The organism is Nostoc sp. FACHB-888, assembly GCF_014696655.1.
GTDB lineage: Bacteria > Cyanobacteriota > Cyanobacteriia > Cyanobacteriales > Nostocaceae > Nostoc.
On record NZ_JACJQM010000034.1, the window covers coordinates 18,675 to 37,357 of the forward strand.

The window sequence follows — 18,683 nt, forward strand, 5'->3', positions numbered from 1 at the left end:
CTCCAAAGGTATGAAACTCAAGTCATTTGCTCTTACATCTCTTACATTTTGTTTTGCTGCTATTTGTGGAACGCCATCTGTACAAGCTGCAACACTAACGACAATTGTCGATGGAATCAGTAATGCAAGGGCTAATAGCTTTGGCCCTGATGGAAGTCTATACGTAGCAGAGCCAGGTATAGGAGGAAATGGGAATTGCCAGCCATCTCCAAGTGCAATATTTCAGCCTCTTTGTGCAGGCAATAGTGGTTCACTCGTTAAAGTCTCACCAGACGGTACCAAAACGCGTTTACTCACTAACTTTCAGTCTGTCGCAGAACAACCCTCCGGCAACCAAGGAGCTGGTATTCAAGACCTGCAATTCGACTCTTTGGGAAATGCTTATCTTTTAACTGGGTTTGCTGGATATCCTGGAAACCGCGATAAAGAAACACTTGAACTTGGTTCTAAATACCCTCTCCCAGAAACGCAACTTAAAGTTTTTCCGCCATCCGCACCCGATAAAGTTTTGAATGCCCCGAATTTAGCACAACTATACAAAGTTGACCTGAATACTGGCTCTCTCAACAGTATTTTCGACTTTGGCAAGTATGAAATTACCAACAATCCAGATGGTCAAGATGTAGTTACCAATCCCTACGATCTGACTATCGGTGGCGATACTGCTTATGTCGTTGATGGAGGTGGAAACGCTGCTTACAAAATTAAACTTGATGGCAGTGACTCTGAAGCGATCGCAATTCCTAAGAAAATCCTTAGCGCCTCAGTATTGCCATCTGCACCACCAGGGCAAGAGTTACCTCCAGACCTAGTAGAATTACTTCCAGGGCTAGTAGAACAAGTTCCTGGAGGAAAAATAGCGCTTCAATCAGTACCAACAGGTGGCGCAATTGGCCCCGATGGAGCTTTCTACGTTGGTGAATATACAGGCTTTCCATATCCAGAAAATGAATCGCGGATCTTCCGCATCGGCGAGGATGGCAACCCAGAGGTTTTTCTAGATGGGTTTACGCACATCACCGACCTAACTTTTGATGAGAATGGCAATTTGCTGGTCTTACAGTTCAGTGACGAGTCCCAGTTAAACGGTGACATCACAAATCTACCTGGTTCTCTTATCCAAGTTGCTCCTGATGGCACTCGCACAACACTCGTTGCAGCAGGTGAAGGATTAGATTCAGCTGATGGAATAGATATTGGCCCTGACGGCAAGATTTATATTACCAACCGTGGTGTCGGCCCAGAAAACGGGCAGGTTGTTCGGGTGGATGGTATCGTTACAGAAAAAGTCCCCGAACCTACTTCAATACTTGGCTTACTAGCACTTGCTAGTGTAGGCGCAACTAGTGCGATCGCCAAGCGCAAACGCCCAAACAAATTGGGTGAAGAGTTACTACCCAAAGCAGAGATAGTCTAATTCCTCATTACCTGGTGTCAGGTAATAGTTAGAGAATAGGCTGCTGCCTCACACAGAAAGTTGCATTTCAAACAGGAGGCAGCAGCCCGAATATTAGGGTTCCCGAACTAGAACTGGGAACGAATATTAGTCTAGGAAAGAGTATACACTCATACAACCAGGACTTCAAACTTATGGGATTAGTCAAAAATTTCTCAATCAGCATTCTCGGTACTGGATTCATGGTGTTGGCAACAGCAGCCCAAGCCAATGCTGTAACATTAACTTACGACAGAAGTATAGGTAGTCCTGGCTTCGGCCCAGGAGAACTGTTTGTTCCCCAAGGCATAGCGGTGGATAGCCAAGGGAATACCCTCATAGCTAACGGACGCGGTGTTAACCCGGCGGATGGTACTTCTAACTACGACATCGGTCACAAAATTGAAATATTTAATCCTAGCGGTCAGTATATTGGAGCAATTGGCTCCGGCGGCACAGGACCTGGGCAGTTTGACGAGCCAACAACTGTAGACTTTAATCCCGTAACAGGGGATTTGTATGCAGGTGATGTTCGCAACAACCGCATCAATCAATTCGATTCTCAGGGTAACTTTATTAGATCCTTTGCAAATGGAGCATTTACCCCTCTGGTAGAGGATAGATTGTTCTTTGGACCATCTGGTGTGACATTTGACAAGGATGGCAACTTCTACGTAGGTGATTTTAACGGCGAAAGGATTCTTAAATATACATCAGACGGACAGCAACTTGGTGTCATTGGTGGTACCAGAGGCACTGCACCTGGGGAATTCCAAGGTGTAGCAGGTGTAAGAATTTCCCCAGTTAGTGGAAATATCTTTGTAGCTGACCAGTATAACAACCGCGTTCAAGTACTCGATCCAAATGGTAGCCCTCTGTTGGCATTTGGTTCAGCAGGTAGCGAACCTGGACAGTTTCTTCAGCCAATTGGCATCGAAGTGGACGAAGAAGAGAATATTTATGTAGCTGATTCTATCAACAGCCGCGTTCAGGTGTTTGATAAAAACGGTAACTTCTTGACTTCCTTCGGTGAAAATGCCCGTGATGCATCAGGTAACCCTGTACCGCCTCCAGCATTCACTGGCCCTCCTTTTGGCAACCCCCTCGACCTCACTCCCGGCAGATTTAACTGGACGGGTGGCACAACCCTCAAAGATGACAAGCTTTATGTGGGCGATTTCTTCCAAGGTCGCGTCCAAGTGCTAAATGTAGAAGGCAGAAAGCAAGTACCGGAGCCAAGTTCAGCACTGAGTTTAGCATTGCTTGGATTTGGGGCTGCTACCGTCACATTGCGAAAACGTGGACAAAAAAAGCCAGTCTTCAGTTTAGAGAAGTAATTGCAAAAACAGTGTTGAGTTCTCATGCTTGATTAACAGTTTCGTAGGGTGCATTAGCCAAGGGCACAACGTACCATCTCAAGAATTTTGGTGCGTTACGGTTCGCTTTAACATCCCCTACGAAACTTTTCTAAAAACTTTCAGGTTATTAAATCCGGAATAAGGGAGATAAAAACTGGTTAACACAATTAAAGCCAACATCATTATCAAGGTGCTTCCAGGACATTAACAACTCATGCAAATTCTTATTTATTCATACAATTATCATCCAGAGCCAATTGGTATTGCACCTTTGATGACTGAACTAGCAGAAGGGCTGGTGAAGCGAGGCCACCAAGTGCGGGTAATCACTGGTATGCCTAACTATCCTCAACGCCAGATTTACGATGGGTATCGAGGTAAGTTATACGTTACTGAACAAAAAAATGGTGTCACCATTCAGCGTAGTTACCTGCGGATTAAGTCTAAACCTAACCTCGTAGATCGGTTACTGCTAGAGTTGAGCTTTGTTTTTACGAGTTTGCCACAAGCTCTTAAGGGCGAACGGCCTGATGTAATTCTCTTAACAGTACCGCCGCTACTAGTTTGTTTACCTGCAACCTTAATAGCTTGGCTATACAATTGCCCAGTAGTGCTGAATGTGCAAGATATCCTCCCGGAAGCTGCTGTACGTGTTGGGCTAATTAAAAATAAGTTGATGATTAAAGCTCTAGAAGCTTTAGAGAAGTTTGCTTACCGAACTGCACATACCATTAGTGTAATTGCCGATGGCTTTGTAGATAATTTAATAGATAAAGGTGTACCGACTGATAAAATTGCCTGCATTCCTAATTGGGTGAATCTAAATTTTATCCGCCCTTTACCGAAAGAGAATAACTCCTGGAGGGCTACCCATCAGCTTGATGATAAATTTGTAGTGCTTTATTCAGGTAATATTGCTCTGACGCAAGGTTTGGAGACAGTAATAGAAGCAGCAGTTCGCTTGCGTCATCTAAAAGAAATTGTCTTTGTCATTGCTGGTGAATCTCAGGCCCTCGAAAGGTTGCAAAAACATTGTCTGGCTTGTGGCGCAGATAACGTTTCGCTGCTACCATTGCAACCGCGAGAAAAACTACCACAAATGTTAGCAGCCGCAGATATCGGGTTGATTGTGCAAAAGAGCAATGTAATTTCCTTTAATATGCCTTCTAAAATACCACTGCTGTTAGCCAGTGGCCGCCCAATTGTGGGTTCAGTTCCTTCTGCTGGTACTGCTGCCAAAGCTATTAAAGAAAGTGGTGGTGGCGTTATCGTTGAACCAGAGTCAGCAGATGCTTTAGCTGCGGCGGTATTGGATTTATATAATCAGCCAGAATTAGTAGCACAATTAAGCTGCAAAGGAAGAAAGTTTGCGGTAGAAAATTATTCCTTTGAGCAAGCGCTAGATCGCTATGAAGAGTTATTTGCTGATGTGATTGCCAAAGAAGCAACAACTTTGGATATCTTGCCCGAATTAACTTCCAACGAATCACTTGTTGATATTTGAAAATTGGGGACAGGAAAAATGCCTTTGAAATCCTCTTATTCAGATCAGCTTAAAAAAACTGACCAAAGCTTAATCGCCCTACTTAGCGATCGCATATCATTATTAGCAGCATCAGAACAACCTTCTTTAGATGAACAACTCGCTGATGTGGCTCCCCTCCTCGCCCAAGCTGGTATTCCTGAGTCTGTTTGGGCAAGTGTAGTAAATAGTTGCCATGCTACTGTGATTCCTAAATCTGCAACCAATCATGTCAGTCCCCGACAAATTACCATCATCGGTGGACGCGGCAGAATGGGAAGATTATTTAAAGAACAGCTTTCGCTAGTAGGCCACAATGTCAGCGTTCTCGAACATGAGGATTGGGAATATGCAGATAAACTGTTGAGTCAGGCAGACTTAGTAGTAGTAAGCGTTCCCATTGAATATACGGTTGATGTTATCAAGCGTGCAGCCAAATACCTTGCCCCAACTACAGCTTTATGTGACATCACCAGCGTAAAGACTCAGCCAACTCAAGCGATGATCGAACACCATTCCGGCCCAGTTATGGGTTTACATCCAATGTTTGGGCCAAATATCAAATCGTTTTCGGGACAAAAAGTGGTAGTCTGTCCAGGTCGAAACGATGAATCATTTCAATGGTTATTAGATTTTCTTAAAAGTAAAGGTAGTGAATTAATTGTTTGCACGCCTGAAGAACACGATCAAATGATGGTGGTTATTCAAGCAACGCAGCATTTCTGTAGATTTAGCCTTGGTGTTTTCTTAGCACAAGTGAAAGTGGATGTAGAGCAGAGCTTAACAATGTCAACACCTAACTACCGTCAAGAAATTGATATTGTTAAACGTTTGTTTTCTCAAAATCCTAATTTATGTGTTGATATTATGCTAGCTACTGAGGAAAGGTGTAACGCAATTAACTTTTTAGCTAATACTTACAGCCGATTGGCGAAACTGGTAGCTAGGAAAGATAGAGACGCATTAATTCAAGAGTTTGAAAATACTCAAAGCTTTTTTGAAGAAAAAATCAACGTTTTTCTACAGCCTTTAAATCCAACGATTCAACGAGATTTTAAACCACAAATGCACAGAAATATTAGCATTTGAAGAATGACAACTATGCTGATAGACATCTTTCACGATCCAGTTTGTCCCTGGTGTAGAATAGGGAAAAAGCATCTGTTTGATGCACTAGCACAATGGCCAGAAAAAGAAGTTGATATTCGCTGGCATCCTTTTATGCTTGACAATACCGTTCCTGCTGACGGGTACGAATTTCGCAGCTTTATGCAAAATAGAAAAGGCATCAAACCAGAAGAATTGCAATATCTGTTTGATAGTACGCGACGTGCAGGTGAGGCGGCTGGAGTCAAACTAGATTTTGACAAAATCCGTTTGGCTGTAAATACTAAGCTTTCGCACCGACTGATTACCCTCGCACCAGCAAAGGTAAAAAACGATGTTGTAGAAGCCATTTATAAAGCTTACTTTGAAGACGGTTTGAACATTGGAGATATTGAAGTTCTTATTGCCATAGGTAGAGCTTATCAAATAGATGCTAGGGAATTACGGCTACAATTGAGCGATGATGCTGCGGTTAAAGGTTTTGTAGCGGAATCAATATTTGCTCGTCCCAACGGTATTAACAGCGTGCCATTTTTCATCATCAATAATAAAGTCAAGATCAATGGCTCTCACTCGGTAAAAATGTTCCTTGAAGCTTTCAATCGTGCCACACTTGTAGATATATCAGCAAAAACATGGTAGTTGACATTAAGCAAAAAAGTAGATTCAGTCTGCAACCAATTCATCAACGTGTTTCGGTTACTTTCAACTATGAGGTTTACTTCACCCAAAATTTATTTGAGTTGAAAAATCCCACCTTAGCCCAAGTGATTACAGCAGATGGGGAGACAAAGCCGAAGAAAGTTGTAGCAATAGTAGACGCAGGAGTATTGCAGCATCAACCTGAATTGGTTAAGCAATTAGTAGCGTATACCAAATTTTATGCAGAGATAGTAGCGATCGCAGCCGAACCAATGATCATTTCAGGAGGAGAAGCTGCTAAAAATGATGGCACTTTAGTAGAGCAAATCCAGCAATTGATTGAAGCAGCCGGATTATGCCGCCATTCTTATGTGTTAGCGATCGGCGGCGGGGCTGTATTGGATTTGGTTGGATATGCTGCTGCAACTGCTCACCGAGGAATTCGTCTAATTCGGATTCCAACTACGGTGTTAGCACAAAATGATTCTGGAGTTGGCGTAAAAAACGGCATCAACGCCTTTGGTAAAAAGAACTTTCTCGGCACATTTGCACCACCTTATGCAGTTGTAAATGATTCTGCCTTTTTAACAAGCTTAGACGATCGCGATTGGCGTTCTGGAATTGCAGAAGCCGTGAAAGTGGCGCTGATTAAAGATGCTAACTTTTTTGAGTATATCCACTCTCACACCACAGCCCTGGTGCGGCGAGACATGGATACCATGCAACAAGTGATTTATCGTTGCGCCCAATTGCACCTAGAACATATTGCCAATAGCGGCGATCCTTTTGAAATGGGTTCGTCTCGTCCTTTGGATTTTGGACATTGGGCGGCTCATAAATTAGAGCATTTGACAAATTATCGCTTACGTCATGGCGAAGCAGTTGCGATCGGTATCGCTTTGGATAGCACCTATTCCTATTTAGTAGGATTGCTGGATTGTTCAGAATGGCAACGGATATTAAGTACTTTATCAGCGTTGGGTTTCACTTTATATGTGCCAGAACTGGTTGAGAAGCTATCACAAATGGAACATCCTCATTGTCTATTCCGGGGTTTAACCGAGTTCCGCGAACACTTGGGCGGAGAATTGACTTTAACATTGTTACAACGCATTGGAAGAGCAATTGAAGTTCACAAGGTGGATTTGTTATTGTACAGACAAGCAATATCGCTGTTGCGCGAGTTTTAGGATTCTTTTTGGTGGCAAGTGAGGGGTGAATTTTAAATGCATAGGCGCTTCTCTACGAGACGCTACGCGTAGCTTGCTTCCCCGTAGGGGTACGCCTTCCTCTAAGGTAGTAATGCAGAGATTTGCTATTAACTTGTGAAATAATCTACTACCTTTGAGGGAAGCAAATAACTTTAAACAGTACTATCAGGAAATGTACTAGAAGAGCAGTATAAAAAGCGAATAAATTGACACCTAATCGAAAAATTATTCAATGTCTTATCTGCTTAATATCTAGTAATCTTAAATAACAAGCAAAAAGTTTTTCATTACATCTTTTAAAAAGAATATACAGGTCTGGATAATTTGAATTAAATTGACATCGGATTATCTGGATTTGTTTTGAATTTTAAGATAGTTATCAATAATGATTAATGGCTCTTGACTAATAACTCTTCCAGAGAAATTCCCCATGATTTTTGATTCGCGTTCCTACAAAACCTTTGGCGGTGTGATTGTTTCTCGCTCCATCACAGAAGTTAAGATGGACACTGCCCTTGAAGATATTCTGTTCCGCTTAAATTCTCAGCGTGGAGGCTTGCTAAGGAGCAGCTACGAATATCCAGGTAGATACAAAAGATGGGCGCTCGGATTTGTCAATCCACCATTGGAATTGACTACACAGGGAAATGCTTTTACTTTGATAGCGTTAAATGAGCGTGGTCGGGTACTTTTGCCATTCCTTTTAGAGCAAGTATCTCAGTCAGAACAACTCGAGAAAGTTACCCTAGATAATAATCATATCATCGGCTTTGTTAAAGCTGCGAAAAAATTATTTACTGAAGAAGAGCGCAGTAAACAACCTTCAGCATTTACAGTTGTCCGTGAAATTTTATCCGCTTTTTCTAGTCAAGAAGACGAGCATTTAGGATTGTATGGTGCTTTTGGTTATGACTTAGTTTTTCAGTTTGAACCAATTACCCAACGTCTAGAACGTCCTACAGATCAACGTGATTTAGTACTTTATCTGCCTGATGACTTGATAGTTGTTGACTACTATCAACAACGTGCATTCCGTCTACAATATGAATTTGAAACAGTGCATGGCAGCACTAATGATCTTCCTCGAACAGGTGAGTCTGTAGACTATCGCGGAAAACATCTTCAGCCAAATCAAACTGCTGACCATAAAGTAGGCGAGTATGCTAAAAAAGTTGAGGGTGCACTCGATTATTTCCGCCGAGGCGATTTATTTGAAGTAGTTCCTAGTCAAAACTTTTTTGAAGGCTATGAAGATGAACCCAGCAAACTATTTAATACTTTAAAAGAAATAAATCCTAGCCCTTATGGGTTTATTTTTAATCTAGGTGGAGAATATCTGATTGGCGCATCTCCAGAAATGTTTGTGCGGGTTGAAGGTAGGCGGGTAGAAACTTGTCCAATTAGTGGCACTATTAGCCGGGGACAAGATGCTCTTGACGATGCGGTGCAAATTCGTCAGTTACTCAACTCTCACAAAGATGAAGCTGAGTTGACCATGTGTACTGATGTCGATCGCAATGACAAATCCCGAATCTGCGAACCTGGTTCAGTACAAGTGATAGGTCGTCGTCAAATCGAATTATACAGCCACCTGATACATACAGTGGATCATGTAGAGGGGACGCTGCGATCGCAGTTTGATGCCTTAGATGCCTTTCTTTCACATACTTGGGCGGTTACAGTCACCGGCGCACCCAAAAGAGCCGCAATAGATTTTATTGAACAGCATGAACGTAGCGCCCGACGTTGGTATGGTGGAGCAGTTGGCTATTTAAATTTCAATGGGAATTTAAATACTGGATTAATTCTGCGGACAATCCGATTAAAAGACTGCATCGCCGAAGTGCGAGTTGGCGCTACTGTCCTTTATGACTCCATACCCCAAGCAGAAGAACAAGAAACAATTACCAAAGCTGCTGCCTTATTTGAGACGATTCGCCGTGTAAAGCAAACCACTCAGAAAATTGATGAATCTGATTCCATCAAATTAACTAAAATCCTACCTTGTGCAGAAGCAGGTAAACGCATCTTGCTAATAGACTATGAAGACTCATTTGTTCATACTCTAGCCAATTACATTCGCCAAACTGGTGCAAGTGTTACTACACTCCGTCATGGTTTCTCGGAATCTCTATTTGATACAGAACGCCCTGACTTAGTTGTTTTATCTCCTGGCCCTGGTAGACCAAGTGATTTTGGGGTTCCCCAGACAGTCGGCGCCCTTCTTCATCGCAAAATTCCTATTTTCGGAGTTTGTCTGGGATTGCAAGGCATTGTTGAAGCATTTGATGGAGAATTGGGAGTCCTCAACTATCCCCAACATGGTAAATCCTCAAGGATTTTCGTCACTGATTCTAATTCTGTGACCTTCAAAAATTTACCACAATCTTTTCCAGTGGGTAGATATCACTCATTGTTTGCCCTACCGCAACGTTTGCCAAAAGAACTCAAGGTAACAGCGATTTCTGATGACGACGTAATTATGGGCATTGAACATCAGACACTTCCTATCGCCGCCGTTCAGTTTCATCCAGAGTCAATCATGACTCTAGCGGGAGAAGTCGGTCTGGAAATCATTAAAAATGTGGTGCGTGCATATACAACCAAAGAGTCATTAGTCATTGGTCATTAGTCATTAGGCATTGGGCATTGCCAATTAGTTATTTTTTCTTGCTCCCTCATCTCCCCCTGCCTCCCCTACCCTCCATTCCCCCAAGTATTTTATGACTAACCAAGCTGCCCCTCCCCGCCATATTCTTGAAGAAATTGTGTTGCATAAAAAGAAAGAAGTTGCACAAATGCAGCAAGAACTGCCTTTAGCTTCTTTGCGACAACAGTTAAATGCAGCACCTACTGTGCGAAATTTCTTGAATGCTTTGCAGGAAAATCCTAACCAACCTAGCTTAATTGCCGAGGTAAAAAAGGCATCACCTAGCCGTGGAGTTATCCGCGCAGATTTTGATCCAGTAGCTGTTGCTCAAGCTTATGAACGAGGTGGTGCAGCTTGTTTATCAGTCCTGACTGACCAAAAGTTTTTTCAGGGCAGTTTTGATAATCTGCGAAGGGTGCGTCAGCAAGTTGCATTACCCTTACTGTGCAAAGAGTTTATCATTGACCCGTATCAAATTTATTTAGCACGGACAGCAGGTGCAGATGCAGTCTTGTTGATTGCCGCTATTTTATCAGATCAAGAACTCCAGGCTTTTTTGCAACTAATTCATGATTTAGGCATGAATGCACTGGTGGAAGTCCATACCTTGGCTGAACTGGATCGAGTGCTAAAGCTTGACAACCTAAGTTTAGTAGGAATCAACAATCGCAATTTAGAAGATTTTACCCTTGATATAGGCACAACACAGCAGCTTTTAGCACAGCGCCAACAACAATTACAAAGTTTGGATATCACCGTCGTCAGCGAGTCTGGACTGTATACACCTGCTGATTTATCTCTTGTTGCTGAAGCTGGTGCGCGTGCGGTTTTGATCGGAGAGTCTTTAGTTAAACAAAGCGATGTAGAGCAAGCTGTACGTACTTTGCTAAGACTTGATTCTCCTTAACATTAAAGCAAGCCTTTCTAAGGCGGTTGGGTGGATCTTTGGGAAAATAAGTTTCTTGCAGAATGCGGGTAAAGGGGACATTTAAGGAGCAAAATTCCTTTTTTCCTTTCCCCTTAACCCTTTCTTTATTCCCTAACGGAGCTAAAAAACTCATTCACGAGTATCAAAGACTCGTTAACGAAGATAAAAGACTCATTCACGAGTATCAAAAACTCGTTAACGAAGATAAAAGACTCGACGACAAAAAATCTAGCGTGGGCATCGCTAATTGCTAAGTGTTGATTATTCCAGAACTATTAACTAACCATTAACCATTTTTTAGAATGACTTCTATCTCAGCTTCCTTTCAAACTTTACGCGATCGCCAACAGTGTGCTTTAATCCCCTTTATCACAGCAGGCGATCCTGACTTAGAAACCACTGCCAAGGCTTTACGCATCTTAGATTGCAATGGTGCAGACTTCATCGAGTTGGGTGTTCCCTACTCCGACCCTCTAGCAGATGGGCCTGTGATTCAAGCAGCAGCAACCCGCGCTTTGCAAAAAGGCACTAAATTAGAGCAAGTGCTAGAGATGTTACAGGTGGTGAGTCCTAACCTAAAAGCACCGATAATTCTATTTACTTATTACAATCCCATTTTACACCGAGGTATTAAGCCATTTTTAGGAAAAATTGCCGCTGCTGGCGTGCGAGGCCTGGTAGTGCCAGACTTACCCTTAGAAGAAGCAGAAGAATTAATCCAAACTGCTGCATCTTTCGGAATTGAGGTAATTTTACTTGTAGCGCCTACCAGTTCTAAAGATAGAATTGAAGCGATCGCTCATCAATCTCAGGGTTTTATCTACCTAGTGAGCGTTACAGGTGTTACAGGTATCCGCGCTCAAATCCAAGACCGCGTAAAGTATTTATTAACAGATTTGCGAAGCGTTACCGATAAACCCATCGGCGTTGGTTTTGGCATCTCAGGGCCAGAACAAGCACATCAAGTAAAAGAATGGGGTGCAGATGCGGTGATTGTTGGTAGTGCCTTCGTTAAAAAGTTAGCTGAAGGTAGCCCAACCGAAGGACTACAAGCTGTAGAAAAGCTTTGTCAAGAACTGAAAACAGCTATTACAGAAAGTCGGCGCGAAAGTCCATCTCTTCAAGAGGTGAGATAAATTCACCCGCAGACTTAGGGGATAGGAAATAGGGATATTAGTATCAATTATTTCTCTTTCTGCCCCCAGCCTCCTGCCCCCAGCCCCCTGCTTTGATTAAGACAATGAAACTCCTGCTGAAATCTTTCAAAATATTAATTTATAGCTTACTTATAGTTAGCACCTGTGCTATTACAGTCTTCGCCCACGATCGCATTAACTACGGACAAGACAAGAACTATAAGTATGAAAATCTTCCAGGACAATACGCTCACTTAGCTGTAAGAAAGAACGTAACTGACCTGACATCAGCAGAAAAAACAGCCTTCGTCAAGGCTATTAAAACCTTAAAAACTACAATTCCCGCAGGTAGCAAGCTCAGTATTTACGACCAATTCGTTGCCATACATATAGGGGCAACACGGTTAATTCATAATCATAAAGGGCATTCCAATGCTTCCGTTGAGGAACTTGCTCATGAAAATGCCGCATTTTTCCCTTGGCATCGAGAATATATCCGCAGATTTGAACAAGCTCTGCAAGCAGTAGACCCAACTGTTACTCTCCCATACTGGGATTGGACAGATGCCAAAGCACTTGATGTGATTTTTAATGATGACTTTCTTGGTTCTAACGGTCAAGGAGTAACCATCAAAATTCCAAATCAGGGAAAATTTACAGGCGGGCCTGTAAAATCTGGGGCTTTTGCTGCTGCAAATGGCTGGGTTATGAATCCAGTATTAAACATCGACCAAGATACCGGAACATCATTAGGTACATCACTTGTTCGCTTTCTACAAGCACCTCCTGCCAGTGATTACCCTGTGCCCAAAAAAGATGTTGAGCGTGCCCTTCGTCTTAATGACTACTCTCTATTTCGCCCCGCTTTGGAAGGATTTATCTCTGTAGATGAGCAGGGTAAAGTCACCCCAGGAGGATTTCTACACAACTATATTCATGGTTTCGTAGGTGGGGTGCAGATAGACGCAAGCACAAGACCTGTAAAGTTTAAGGGTCTGGGTACCATGAGCAATATACCAAGTTCGCCATACGACCCAGTATTTTGGTTGAATCATGCAAACGCAGACCGCCTCTGGGCTGAATGGCAAGAGAAAGGTCATCAAGGTAGCGATTTTTATCCTGCTGATGGTCAGCCTTATGGACACAATCTTAAAGACCTAATGTGGCCTTGGGACGGCGGTATGTCTACCCCCAAAGCTACGGCGTTTGGAAATTTACTATCCTTATTACCAAATTTTGACTCTGACGATTTGGTGCGCCCTATAGACGTTTTGAATCACAGGAAACTGGGTTATACCTACGAAACCCGTGACAATCAAACGCAAAGAAGATTTTATCAGTGGCATAAGTTCTAAAAAGTTAGAACGAGAGTAAAAAATACTTGAGCATAAAGGATTTTCAACTGTGGTAAGCATCCAAGACATCAACACTATAATTTCAACTACGCCTGTGCTACCTGACCTTTTAGGCAGGTTTGGAAAATTCGGCGGTAAGTACGTCCCCGAAACCTTAATGCCTGCATTAACTGAGTTAGAAGCGGCATTTAATCAATATTGCAATGAGCCGAGTTTTCAAGCAGAACTGCAAAACTTACTGCGCGATTATGTGGGACGACCCAGCCCATTATATTTTGCTGAACGCTTGACAACAAACTACGCTAGACCAGATGGCACAGGGCCACAAATTTATTTAAAGCGTGAGGATTTGAATCATACAGGCGCTCACAAAATTAATAATGCTTTGGCTCAGGTGTTGCTAGCTAAACGCATGGGCAAGCAACGGGTGATTGCAGAGACGGGTGCAGGTCAGCACGGGGTTGCGACTGCAACTGTATGTGCTAGGTTTGGTTTGAAATGTGTAATTTACATGGGCGTTCAGGATATGGAACGCCAAGCCCTGAACGTGTTCCGCATGAAGTTGATGGGGGCAGAAGTTCGTCCAGTAGAAGCAGGTACGGGAACTCTCAAGGATGCAACTTCTGAAGCAATTCGGGATTGGGTGACGAATGTAGAAACAACCCATTACATCCTGGGTTCTGTTGCAGGGCCTCATCCTTACCCGATGATTGTCCGTGACTTCCACGCGATAATTGGTGTAGAAACTCGCGCTCAAGCTCAGGAGAAATGGGGAGGATTACCAGATATTCTACTGGCTTGCGTGGGTGGAGGTTCCAATGCGATCGGCTTATTCCATGAGTTTGTCCATGAACCTTCGGTGCGCTTAATCGGAGTCGAAGCGGCGGGTGAAGGTGTAGATACAGAAAAACACGCTGCTACCTTGACAAAAGGAAAAATAGGTGTATTGCACGGTGCAATGAGCTATTTACTGCAAGATGATGATGGTCAAGTCATCGAAGCCCATTCAATTAGTGCCGGATTAGACTATCCCGGCGTTGGGCCTGAGCATAGTTATTTAAAGGATCTTGGTCGCGCCGAATATTACAGTGTTACCGATAAACAAGCGTTAGATGCACTCCAAAGGCTTTCGCAACTAGAAGGAATTATCCCAGCCTTAGAAACTGCTCACGCGATCGCATATCTCGAAACCCTTTGTCCTCAGTTAGAAGGCAACCCCCGCATCGTCATTAATTGTTCGGGCAGAGGTGACAAAGACGTGCAAACCGTCGCCAAAGTCCTTATTCCTTAATTTTCTCTTCTTGTCATTAGTCATTTGTCCAAAGTCCAATCGTGAATGACTAATGATCCAATAACTAATGACCAATGACCAATGACTAATGACAAATATGATAGCTGTAACTAAAACTTCACTTGACAACATCCCCGTCACTTCTGAGTTCTACAACTGGTCAGCTTTATTGCAACAGTTGTTGAATCGGCAATCGTTGACGGTTCCCCAAGCTGCGGATCTGATGCAAGGTTGGCTCACAGATGCCATTCCTGATGTCCTATCAGGAGCAATTTTAGCCGCAATTCAAGCTAAAGGCGTATCCAGCGAAGAATTAGCTGGAATGGCTAGTGTCCTACAATCCCAATCCCCAATCCCCAGTACCCAATCCCTAACTCCCCTAATAGACACCTGCGGAACTGGTGGAGATGGCGCTTCCACTTTTAATATTTCCACTGCTGTCGCCTTTGTCGCTGCCGCCGCCGGGGTCAAGGTTGCCAAGCATGGCAATCGTTCCGCATCTAGCAAGACTGGTTCGGCTGATGTGCTGGAAGCTTTGGGTATAAATCTCAACGCCACTCCTGAGAGAGTGCAAGCCGCAGTGGGTGAAATCGGAATCACCTTTTTGTTTGCTCCAGGTTGGCATCCTGCACTCAAAGCGATCGCAACTTTGCGAAAAACTTTGAAGGTGCGGACTGTTTTTAACTTGCTCGGGCCGCTAGTAAATCCCATGCGGCCGACAGGGCAAATTATTGGTGTGAACGATCCGCTTTTACTAGAGGAGATTGTTCAAGCTTTATCCCAATTGGGATGTCAGCAAGCGATCGCAGTCCACGGACGCGAACGTTTAGATGAAGCTGGTTTGGCAGATGTCACTGACTTGGCTGTACTCCAAAATAAAAAAGTGCGTTCTCTAACGCTCAATCCTCAAGAACTTGGTTTGAGTTTTGCACCGACTGCGGCGTTGTGCGGTGGAGATGTCGAAGAAAATGCCGAAATTTTGAAGGCAGTTTTGCAAGGTAAAGGCACTCAAGCGCAGCAAGATGTAGTCGCTTTAAATACAGCCCTCGCACTGCAAGTTGGTGAAGCGATTGATGGGGAAACTGATGTTTTAGCAGGTTGTGTTAAAGGTATTGTTCTTGCCAAGGAAATTCTGCAAAGCGGCGCTGCTTGGACAAAACTAGAACAACTTGCTGAATTTTTGCGCTAGACGAACCTCTCCCACCCAGCCTCCCTCTCCTCGTAGGAGAGGGAGGAGCAACGAAAAAATAAGGTTTTTAAGCCTCTCCCCGAAAGGTCGAGAGGTTTGGAGAGGGGTCATAATATTACACCCATAAACTATCTATACACAAGGAAAAATAGATGATTATCATACTTAAAACCGGTACGCCTGTTGAAGAAATTACTCGCATCAGCCAAGAAGTGAGTGAGACTTGGGGAGTCACGGTAGAAAAAAGCGTTGGCACTCATAAAGTTGTGCTGGGGCTAATTGGTGATACCATTAGCATCGATAAATTACAAGTTCAAGAGTTCAGCCCTTGGATTGAGCAAGTATTACGAGTGCAACAACCTTTCAAACGCGTAAGTCGAGAATTCCGACATGGAGAAGCCAGCGAAGTTGTTGTACCAACACCTAACGGTGATATCTATTTCGGCGAAAATCATCCAATCGTAGTAGTAGCCGGGCCTTGTTCCGTTGAAAATGAAGCGATGATTGTCGAAACAGCAAAGCGCGTGAAGGCCGCAGGAGCGCAGTTTTTGCGTGGTGGAGCTTACAAACCTCGCACTTCACCTTATGCGTTTCAAGGTTATGGTGAAAGCGCTTTAGATTTGTTAGCAGCAGCGCGGGAAGCTACTGGTTTAGGTATCGTCACAGAACTCATGGATGCTGCCGATTTATCAGCAGTGGCGAAAACAGCTGACATAATCCAAATCGGAGCGCGAAATATGCATAACTTTTCGTTGCTCAAGAAGGTAGGCGCTCAAGATAAACCTGTGCTGCTGAAGCGGGGGATGTCTGCCACAATTGACGAATGGCTGATGGCGGCAGAATATATTTTGGCATCTGGAAATCCAAATGTGATTCTTTGTGAACGGGGAATCAGAACCTTTGATGGCAAATATGCTCGGAATACTTTAGATTTATCGGTGCTTCCGGTATTGCGATCGCTCACCCATTTACCGATTATGATTGATCCCAGTCATGGTACTGGTAGGTCTGAATATGTTCCATCGATGGCAATGGCTGCGATCGCAGCTGGTACAGATGCTTTAATGATTGAAGTTCACCCCAATCCAGCAAAAGCTTTATCTGATGGGCCTCAATCTCTCACTCCTGATAAGTTTGACCGCTTAGTTCAAGAAATGTCAATTCTGGGCAAAGTAGTTGATCGCTGGTCTACACCTGCATTTGATAAGATTGGTGAAAGCCGCATTCTCACGCCAGAACTATCAAAGTAGATAGACCGTAATCTGAGACGATTTTTTGCAAATGGTTAAACCTGATCAACAGATTCTTTCATCTAGAAAATCCGTTGATCAGGTTTTCATATCATTACCCCCTCTCGAAAAGCGGGGAGGGGTTCTTCGGGTTTAATAAGCAATTAAGCGAACATGATAAGCTAATCGTCATTTAAATTGCACCATTTTTATGGTGATAAAAGCTGCAAACCCTCTCCCCTGCTCCCTGCCCCCTGCCCCCCTGCGATCTCAATGTGCAAATTAAATGCGTAACAGCTTATTAGAGGGATAGTGATTGCCGCGTCTGTAATGAGTTTTATTACTTGCGATGGTTTCAAGTTAAATAAAGTTGTATTTAAGATTACAGATAATGAAAAACTAGATTTGTGCGGAATTAATTTTCCCCGGCTATCAAGGAGTAATAATGGTTTTAAGTCAATATAAACGTGCTATAGGCGTATTTACTCATCGTCGAGATGCAGAACAGGCACTACATGAGTTGAGAGATTCTGGCTTGGCTATGGAAAAAGTATCTGTAGTTGTACAGAATACAGATCGCAATCATGAGATTGCCGATGATGAAATTAAAGAGCGCACTGGTGATAAAGCCGACGAAGGTGCAACAGTAGGAGGGCTTTCAGGGGGCGCTGTTGGTGGGTTGACTGGTTTATTAGTAGGTCTTGGTACTTTAGCAATCCCTGGAGTTGGGCCAATAATGTTGGCTGGCGCAGCTGCAACTGCTTTAGTTACAACCCTTGTTGGTGCAAGTATTGGTGCTGCTACTGGGACTTTTGCTGGTGCGCTAGTTGGTTGGGGAATATCAGAAGACCAAGCTAGAACATATAACGAGCGAGTAGAGCATGGACACTATTTCATAATCGTGGATTGTACATCTTTTGAAATTGCTAAAGTAGAAGCAATCTTACACCGTTGGGGTATTGAAGAGTTTGGCATTTACGAGCCTCTCAATAGTGAGCAACTACCTACAAATTATTTGACCACTAGGACTTCTGCAACTGCCATGACTAATAAAAGTGGGATTTTGACCAAGTATGCTATTAGTTACTTTGATAGTATAAATAATGCTAAAACCGCAATTAACGATATGTATGCCGCAGGTTTTTCAGCAAACCAGATTTCCTTAATTTGCAAAGACTTTTCTCAATTGATTGGGTCAATTGATGTTAATTTAAGTGAGCGTTTTGACGCTATGAGGCTAGGAATAGCAGATGAGTGGGCACGTTTTTACAACGAACAAATTGCTCAAGGCAATTACATACTTATCGTTAGTGGCACAGACAATGAGCTTGAATCGGCTAGCTTAATTCTGGGCAATTACGGGGTTCAAGAATGTCAAATTTATGACCCCATGTTAATCCGTTCTTGAAAAATAGTAACGGAAAATTTAACAATTTTGTTAAAGCAAACAAATATACAGCAATACTTTCAATATACTCTAGTCTTTAGCTGTATCTGTTACAGATGATAATTCAAGCCAAAAACTAAGTATTTAAAAGGTATCAAAAAAGGAAAATACTTTTTATAAAGATTAGATGGCTGATCCCTATGCTTATCGATAGATGCCCTTGTTCACTTCGTTGTGTGAAGA

At 43.1% G+C, this 18,683-nt stretch carries 14 protein-coding genes; all 14 read left to right on the forward strand.

Annotated features, from left to right (window positions below):
* Positions 1-10 precede the first annotated feature (10 nt).
* The 14 genes from H6G26_RS20695 to H6G26_RS20760 all read left to right on the forward strand — a co-directional run bounded on the left by H6G26_RS20695 (position 11) and on the right by H6G26_RS20760 (position 18,461).
* Positions 11-1,417, forward strand: a complete 1,407-nt coding sequence (locus tag H6G26_RS20695) for a ScyD/ScyE family protein (protein ID WP_190731046.1) — start codon at positions 11-13, stop codon at positions 1,415-1,417.
* 173 nt (positions 1,418-1,590) lie between these two features.
* On the forward strand, positions 1,591-2,772 hold the full coding sequence (gene scyF, locus H6G26_RS20700; RefSeq protein ID WP_190731047.1) for a scytonemin biosynthesis PEP-CTERM protein ScyF: 1,182 nt from the start codon (positions 1,591-1,593) through the stop codon (positions 2,770-2,772).
* Positions 2,773-3,007: 235 nt separating this feature from the next.
* Positions 3,008-4,297 (forward strand): glycosyltransferase family 4 protein, encoded by a 1,290-nt coding sequence (locus H6G26_RS20705; protein WP_190731048.1) that lies wholly within the window; start codon positions 3,008-3,010, stop codon positions 4,295-4,297.
* A gap of 18 nt (positions 4,298-4,315) precedes the next feature.
* Positions 4,316-5,404 carry a bifunctional chorismate mutase/prephenate dehydrogenase gene (gene tyrA / locus H6G26_RS20710; protein WP_190731049.1) on the forward strand — a complete coding sequence of 363 codons (1,089 nt, stop codon included), beginning with the start codon at positions 4,316-4,318 and terminating at the stop codon, positions 5,402-5,404.
* 12 nt (positions 5,405-5,416) lie between these two features.
* Positions 5,417-6,064: a DsbA family oxidoreductase gene (locus tag H6G26_RS20715; RefSeq protein ID WP_190731050.1), complete on the forward strand. Its 648-nt coding sequence runs from the start codon at positions 5,417-5,419 to the stop codon at positions 6,062-6,064.
* A complete protein-coding gene (locus H6G26_RS20720; protein ID WP_190731051.1) occupies positions 6,058-7,254 on the forward strand; it encodes a 3-dehydroquinate synthase in 1,197 nt (398 codons plus the stop codon). The genes H6G26_RS20715 and H6G26_RS20720 overlap by 7 nt, the downstream gene beginning before the upstream one ends.
* A 451-nt stretch (positions 7,255-7,705) precedes the next feature.
* Entirely contained in the window at positions 7,706-9,907 is a 2,202-nt protein-coding gene (locus H6G26_RS20725) for an anthranilate synthase (RefSeq protein WP_190731052.1), read from the forward strand.
* 91 nt (positions 9,908-9,998) lie between these two features.
* Positions 9,999-10,832: an indole-3-glycerol phosphate synthase TrpC gene (trpC, locus tag H6G26_RS20730; RefSeq protein WP_190731053.1), complete on the forward strand. Its 834-nt coding sequence runs from the start codon at positions 9,999-10,001 to the stop codon at positions 10,830-10,832.
* 323 nt (positions 10,833-11,155) lie between these two features.
* Positions 11,156-11,989 carry a tryptophan synthase subunit alpha gene (gene trpA, locus H6G26_RS20735; protein ID WP_190731054.1) on the forward strand — a complete coding sequence of 278 codons (834 nt, stop codon included), beginning with the start codon at positions 11,156-11,158 and terminating at the stop codon, positions 11,987-11,989.
* A gap of 104 nt (positions 11,990-12,093) precedes the next feature.
* The gene (locus tag H6G26_RS20740; RefSeq protein ID WP_190731055.1) at positions 12,094-13,344 is read left to right on the forward strand and encodes a tyrosinase family protein; all 1,251 of its coding nucleotides are present in this window, start codon (positions 12,094-12,096) and stop codon (positions 13,342-13,344) included.
* A gap of 58 nt (positions 13,345-13,402) precedes the next feature.
* Positions 13,403-14,635, forward strand: a complete 1,233-nt coding sequence (trpB, locus tag H6G26_RS20745) for a tryptophan synthase subunit beta (RefSeq protein WP_229559516.1) — start codon at positions 13,403-13,405, stop codon at positions 14,633-14,635.
* 97 nt (positions 14,636-14,732) lie between these two features.
* The gene (gene trpD / locus H6G26_RS20750) at positions 14,733-15,824 is read left to right on the forward strand and encodes an anthranilate phosphoribosyltransferase (protein WP_190731081.1); all 1,092 of its coding nucleotides are present in this window, start codon (positions 14,733-14,735) and stop codon (positions 15,822-15,824) included.
* Positions 15,825-15,976: 152 nt separating this feature from the next.
* Complete coding sequence (gene aroF / locus H6G26_RS20755) at positions 15,977-17,074, forward strand: 3-deoxy-7-phosphoheptulonate synthase (protein ID WP_190731057.1); 1,098 nt, start codon at positions 15,977-15,979, stop codon at positions 17,072-17,074.
* A gap of 424 nt (positions 17,075-17,498) precedes the next feature.
* The gene (locus H6G26_RS20760; protein WP_190731058.1) at positions 17,499-18,461 is read left to right on the forward strand and encodes a general stress protein; all 963 of its coding nucleotides are present in this window, start codon (positions 17,499-17,501) and stop codon (positions 18,459-18,461) included.
* Positions 18,462-18,683: the final 222 nt, after the last annotated feature.

Bases quoted from the DNA above. Each gene is read 5' to 3' on its own strand.
- tyrA (WP_190731049.1), top strand. From the start codon at position 4,316: ATGCCTTTGAAATCCTCTTATTCAGATCAGCTTAAAAAAACTGACCAA.
- aroF (WP_190731057.1), top strand. From the start codon at position 15,977: ATGATTATCATACTTAAAACCGGTACGCCTGTTGAAGAAATTACTCGC.
- scyF (WP_190731047.1), top strand. From the start codon at position 1,591: ATGGGATTAGTCAAAAATTTCTCAATCAGCATTCTCGGTACTGGATTC.
- trpD (WP_190731081.1), top strand. From the start codon at position 14,733: ATGATAGCTGTAACTAAAACTTCACTTGACAACATCCCCGTCACTTCT.
- trpA (WP_190731054.1), top strand. From the start codon at position 11,156: ATGACTTCTATCTCAGCTTCCTTTCAAACTTTACGCGATCGCCAACAG.
- H6G26_RS20725 (WP_190731052.1), top strand. From the start codon at position 7,706: ATGATTTTTGATTCGCGTTCCTACAAAACCTTTGGCGGTGTGATTGTT.
- H6G26_RS20715 (WP_190731050.1), top strand. From the start codon at position 5,417: ATGCTGATAGACATCTTTCACGATCCAGTTTGTCCCTGGTGTAGAATA.
- H6G26_RS20705 (WP_190731048.1), top strand. From the start codon at position 3,008: ATGCAAATTCTTATTTATTCATACAATTATCATCCAGAGCCAATTGGT.
- H6G26_RS20720 (WP_190731051.1), top strand. From the start codon at position 6,058: ATGGTAGTTGACATTAAGCAAAAAAGTAGATTCAGTCTGCAACCAATT.
- H6G26_RS20760 (WP_190731058.1), top strand. From the start codon at position 17,499: ATGGTTTTAAGTCAATATAAACGTGCTATAGGCGTATTTACTCATCGT.
- trpC (WP_190731053.1), top strand. From the start codon at position 9,999: ATGACTAACCAAGCTGCCCCTCCCCGCCATATTCTTGAAGAAATTGTG.
- H6G26_RS20740 (WP_190731055.1), top strand. From the start codon at position 12,094: ATGAAACTCCTGCTGAAATCTTTCAAAATATTAATTTATAGCTTACTT.
- H6G26_RS20695 (WP_190731046.1), top strand. From the start codon at position 11: ATGAAACTCAAGTCATTTGCTCTTACATCTCTTACATTTTGTTTTGCT.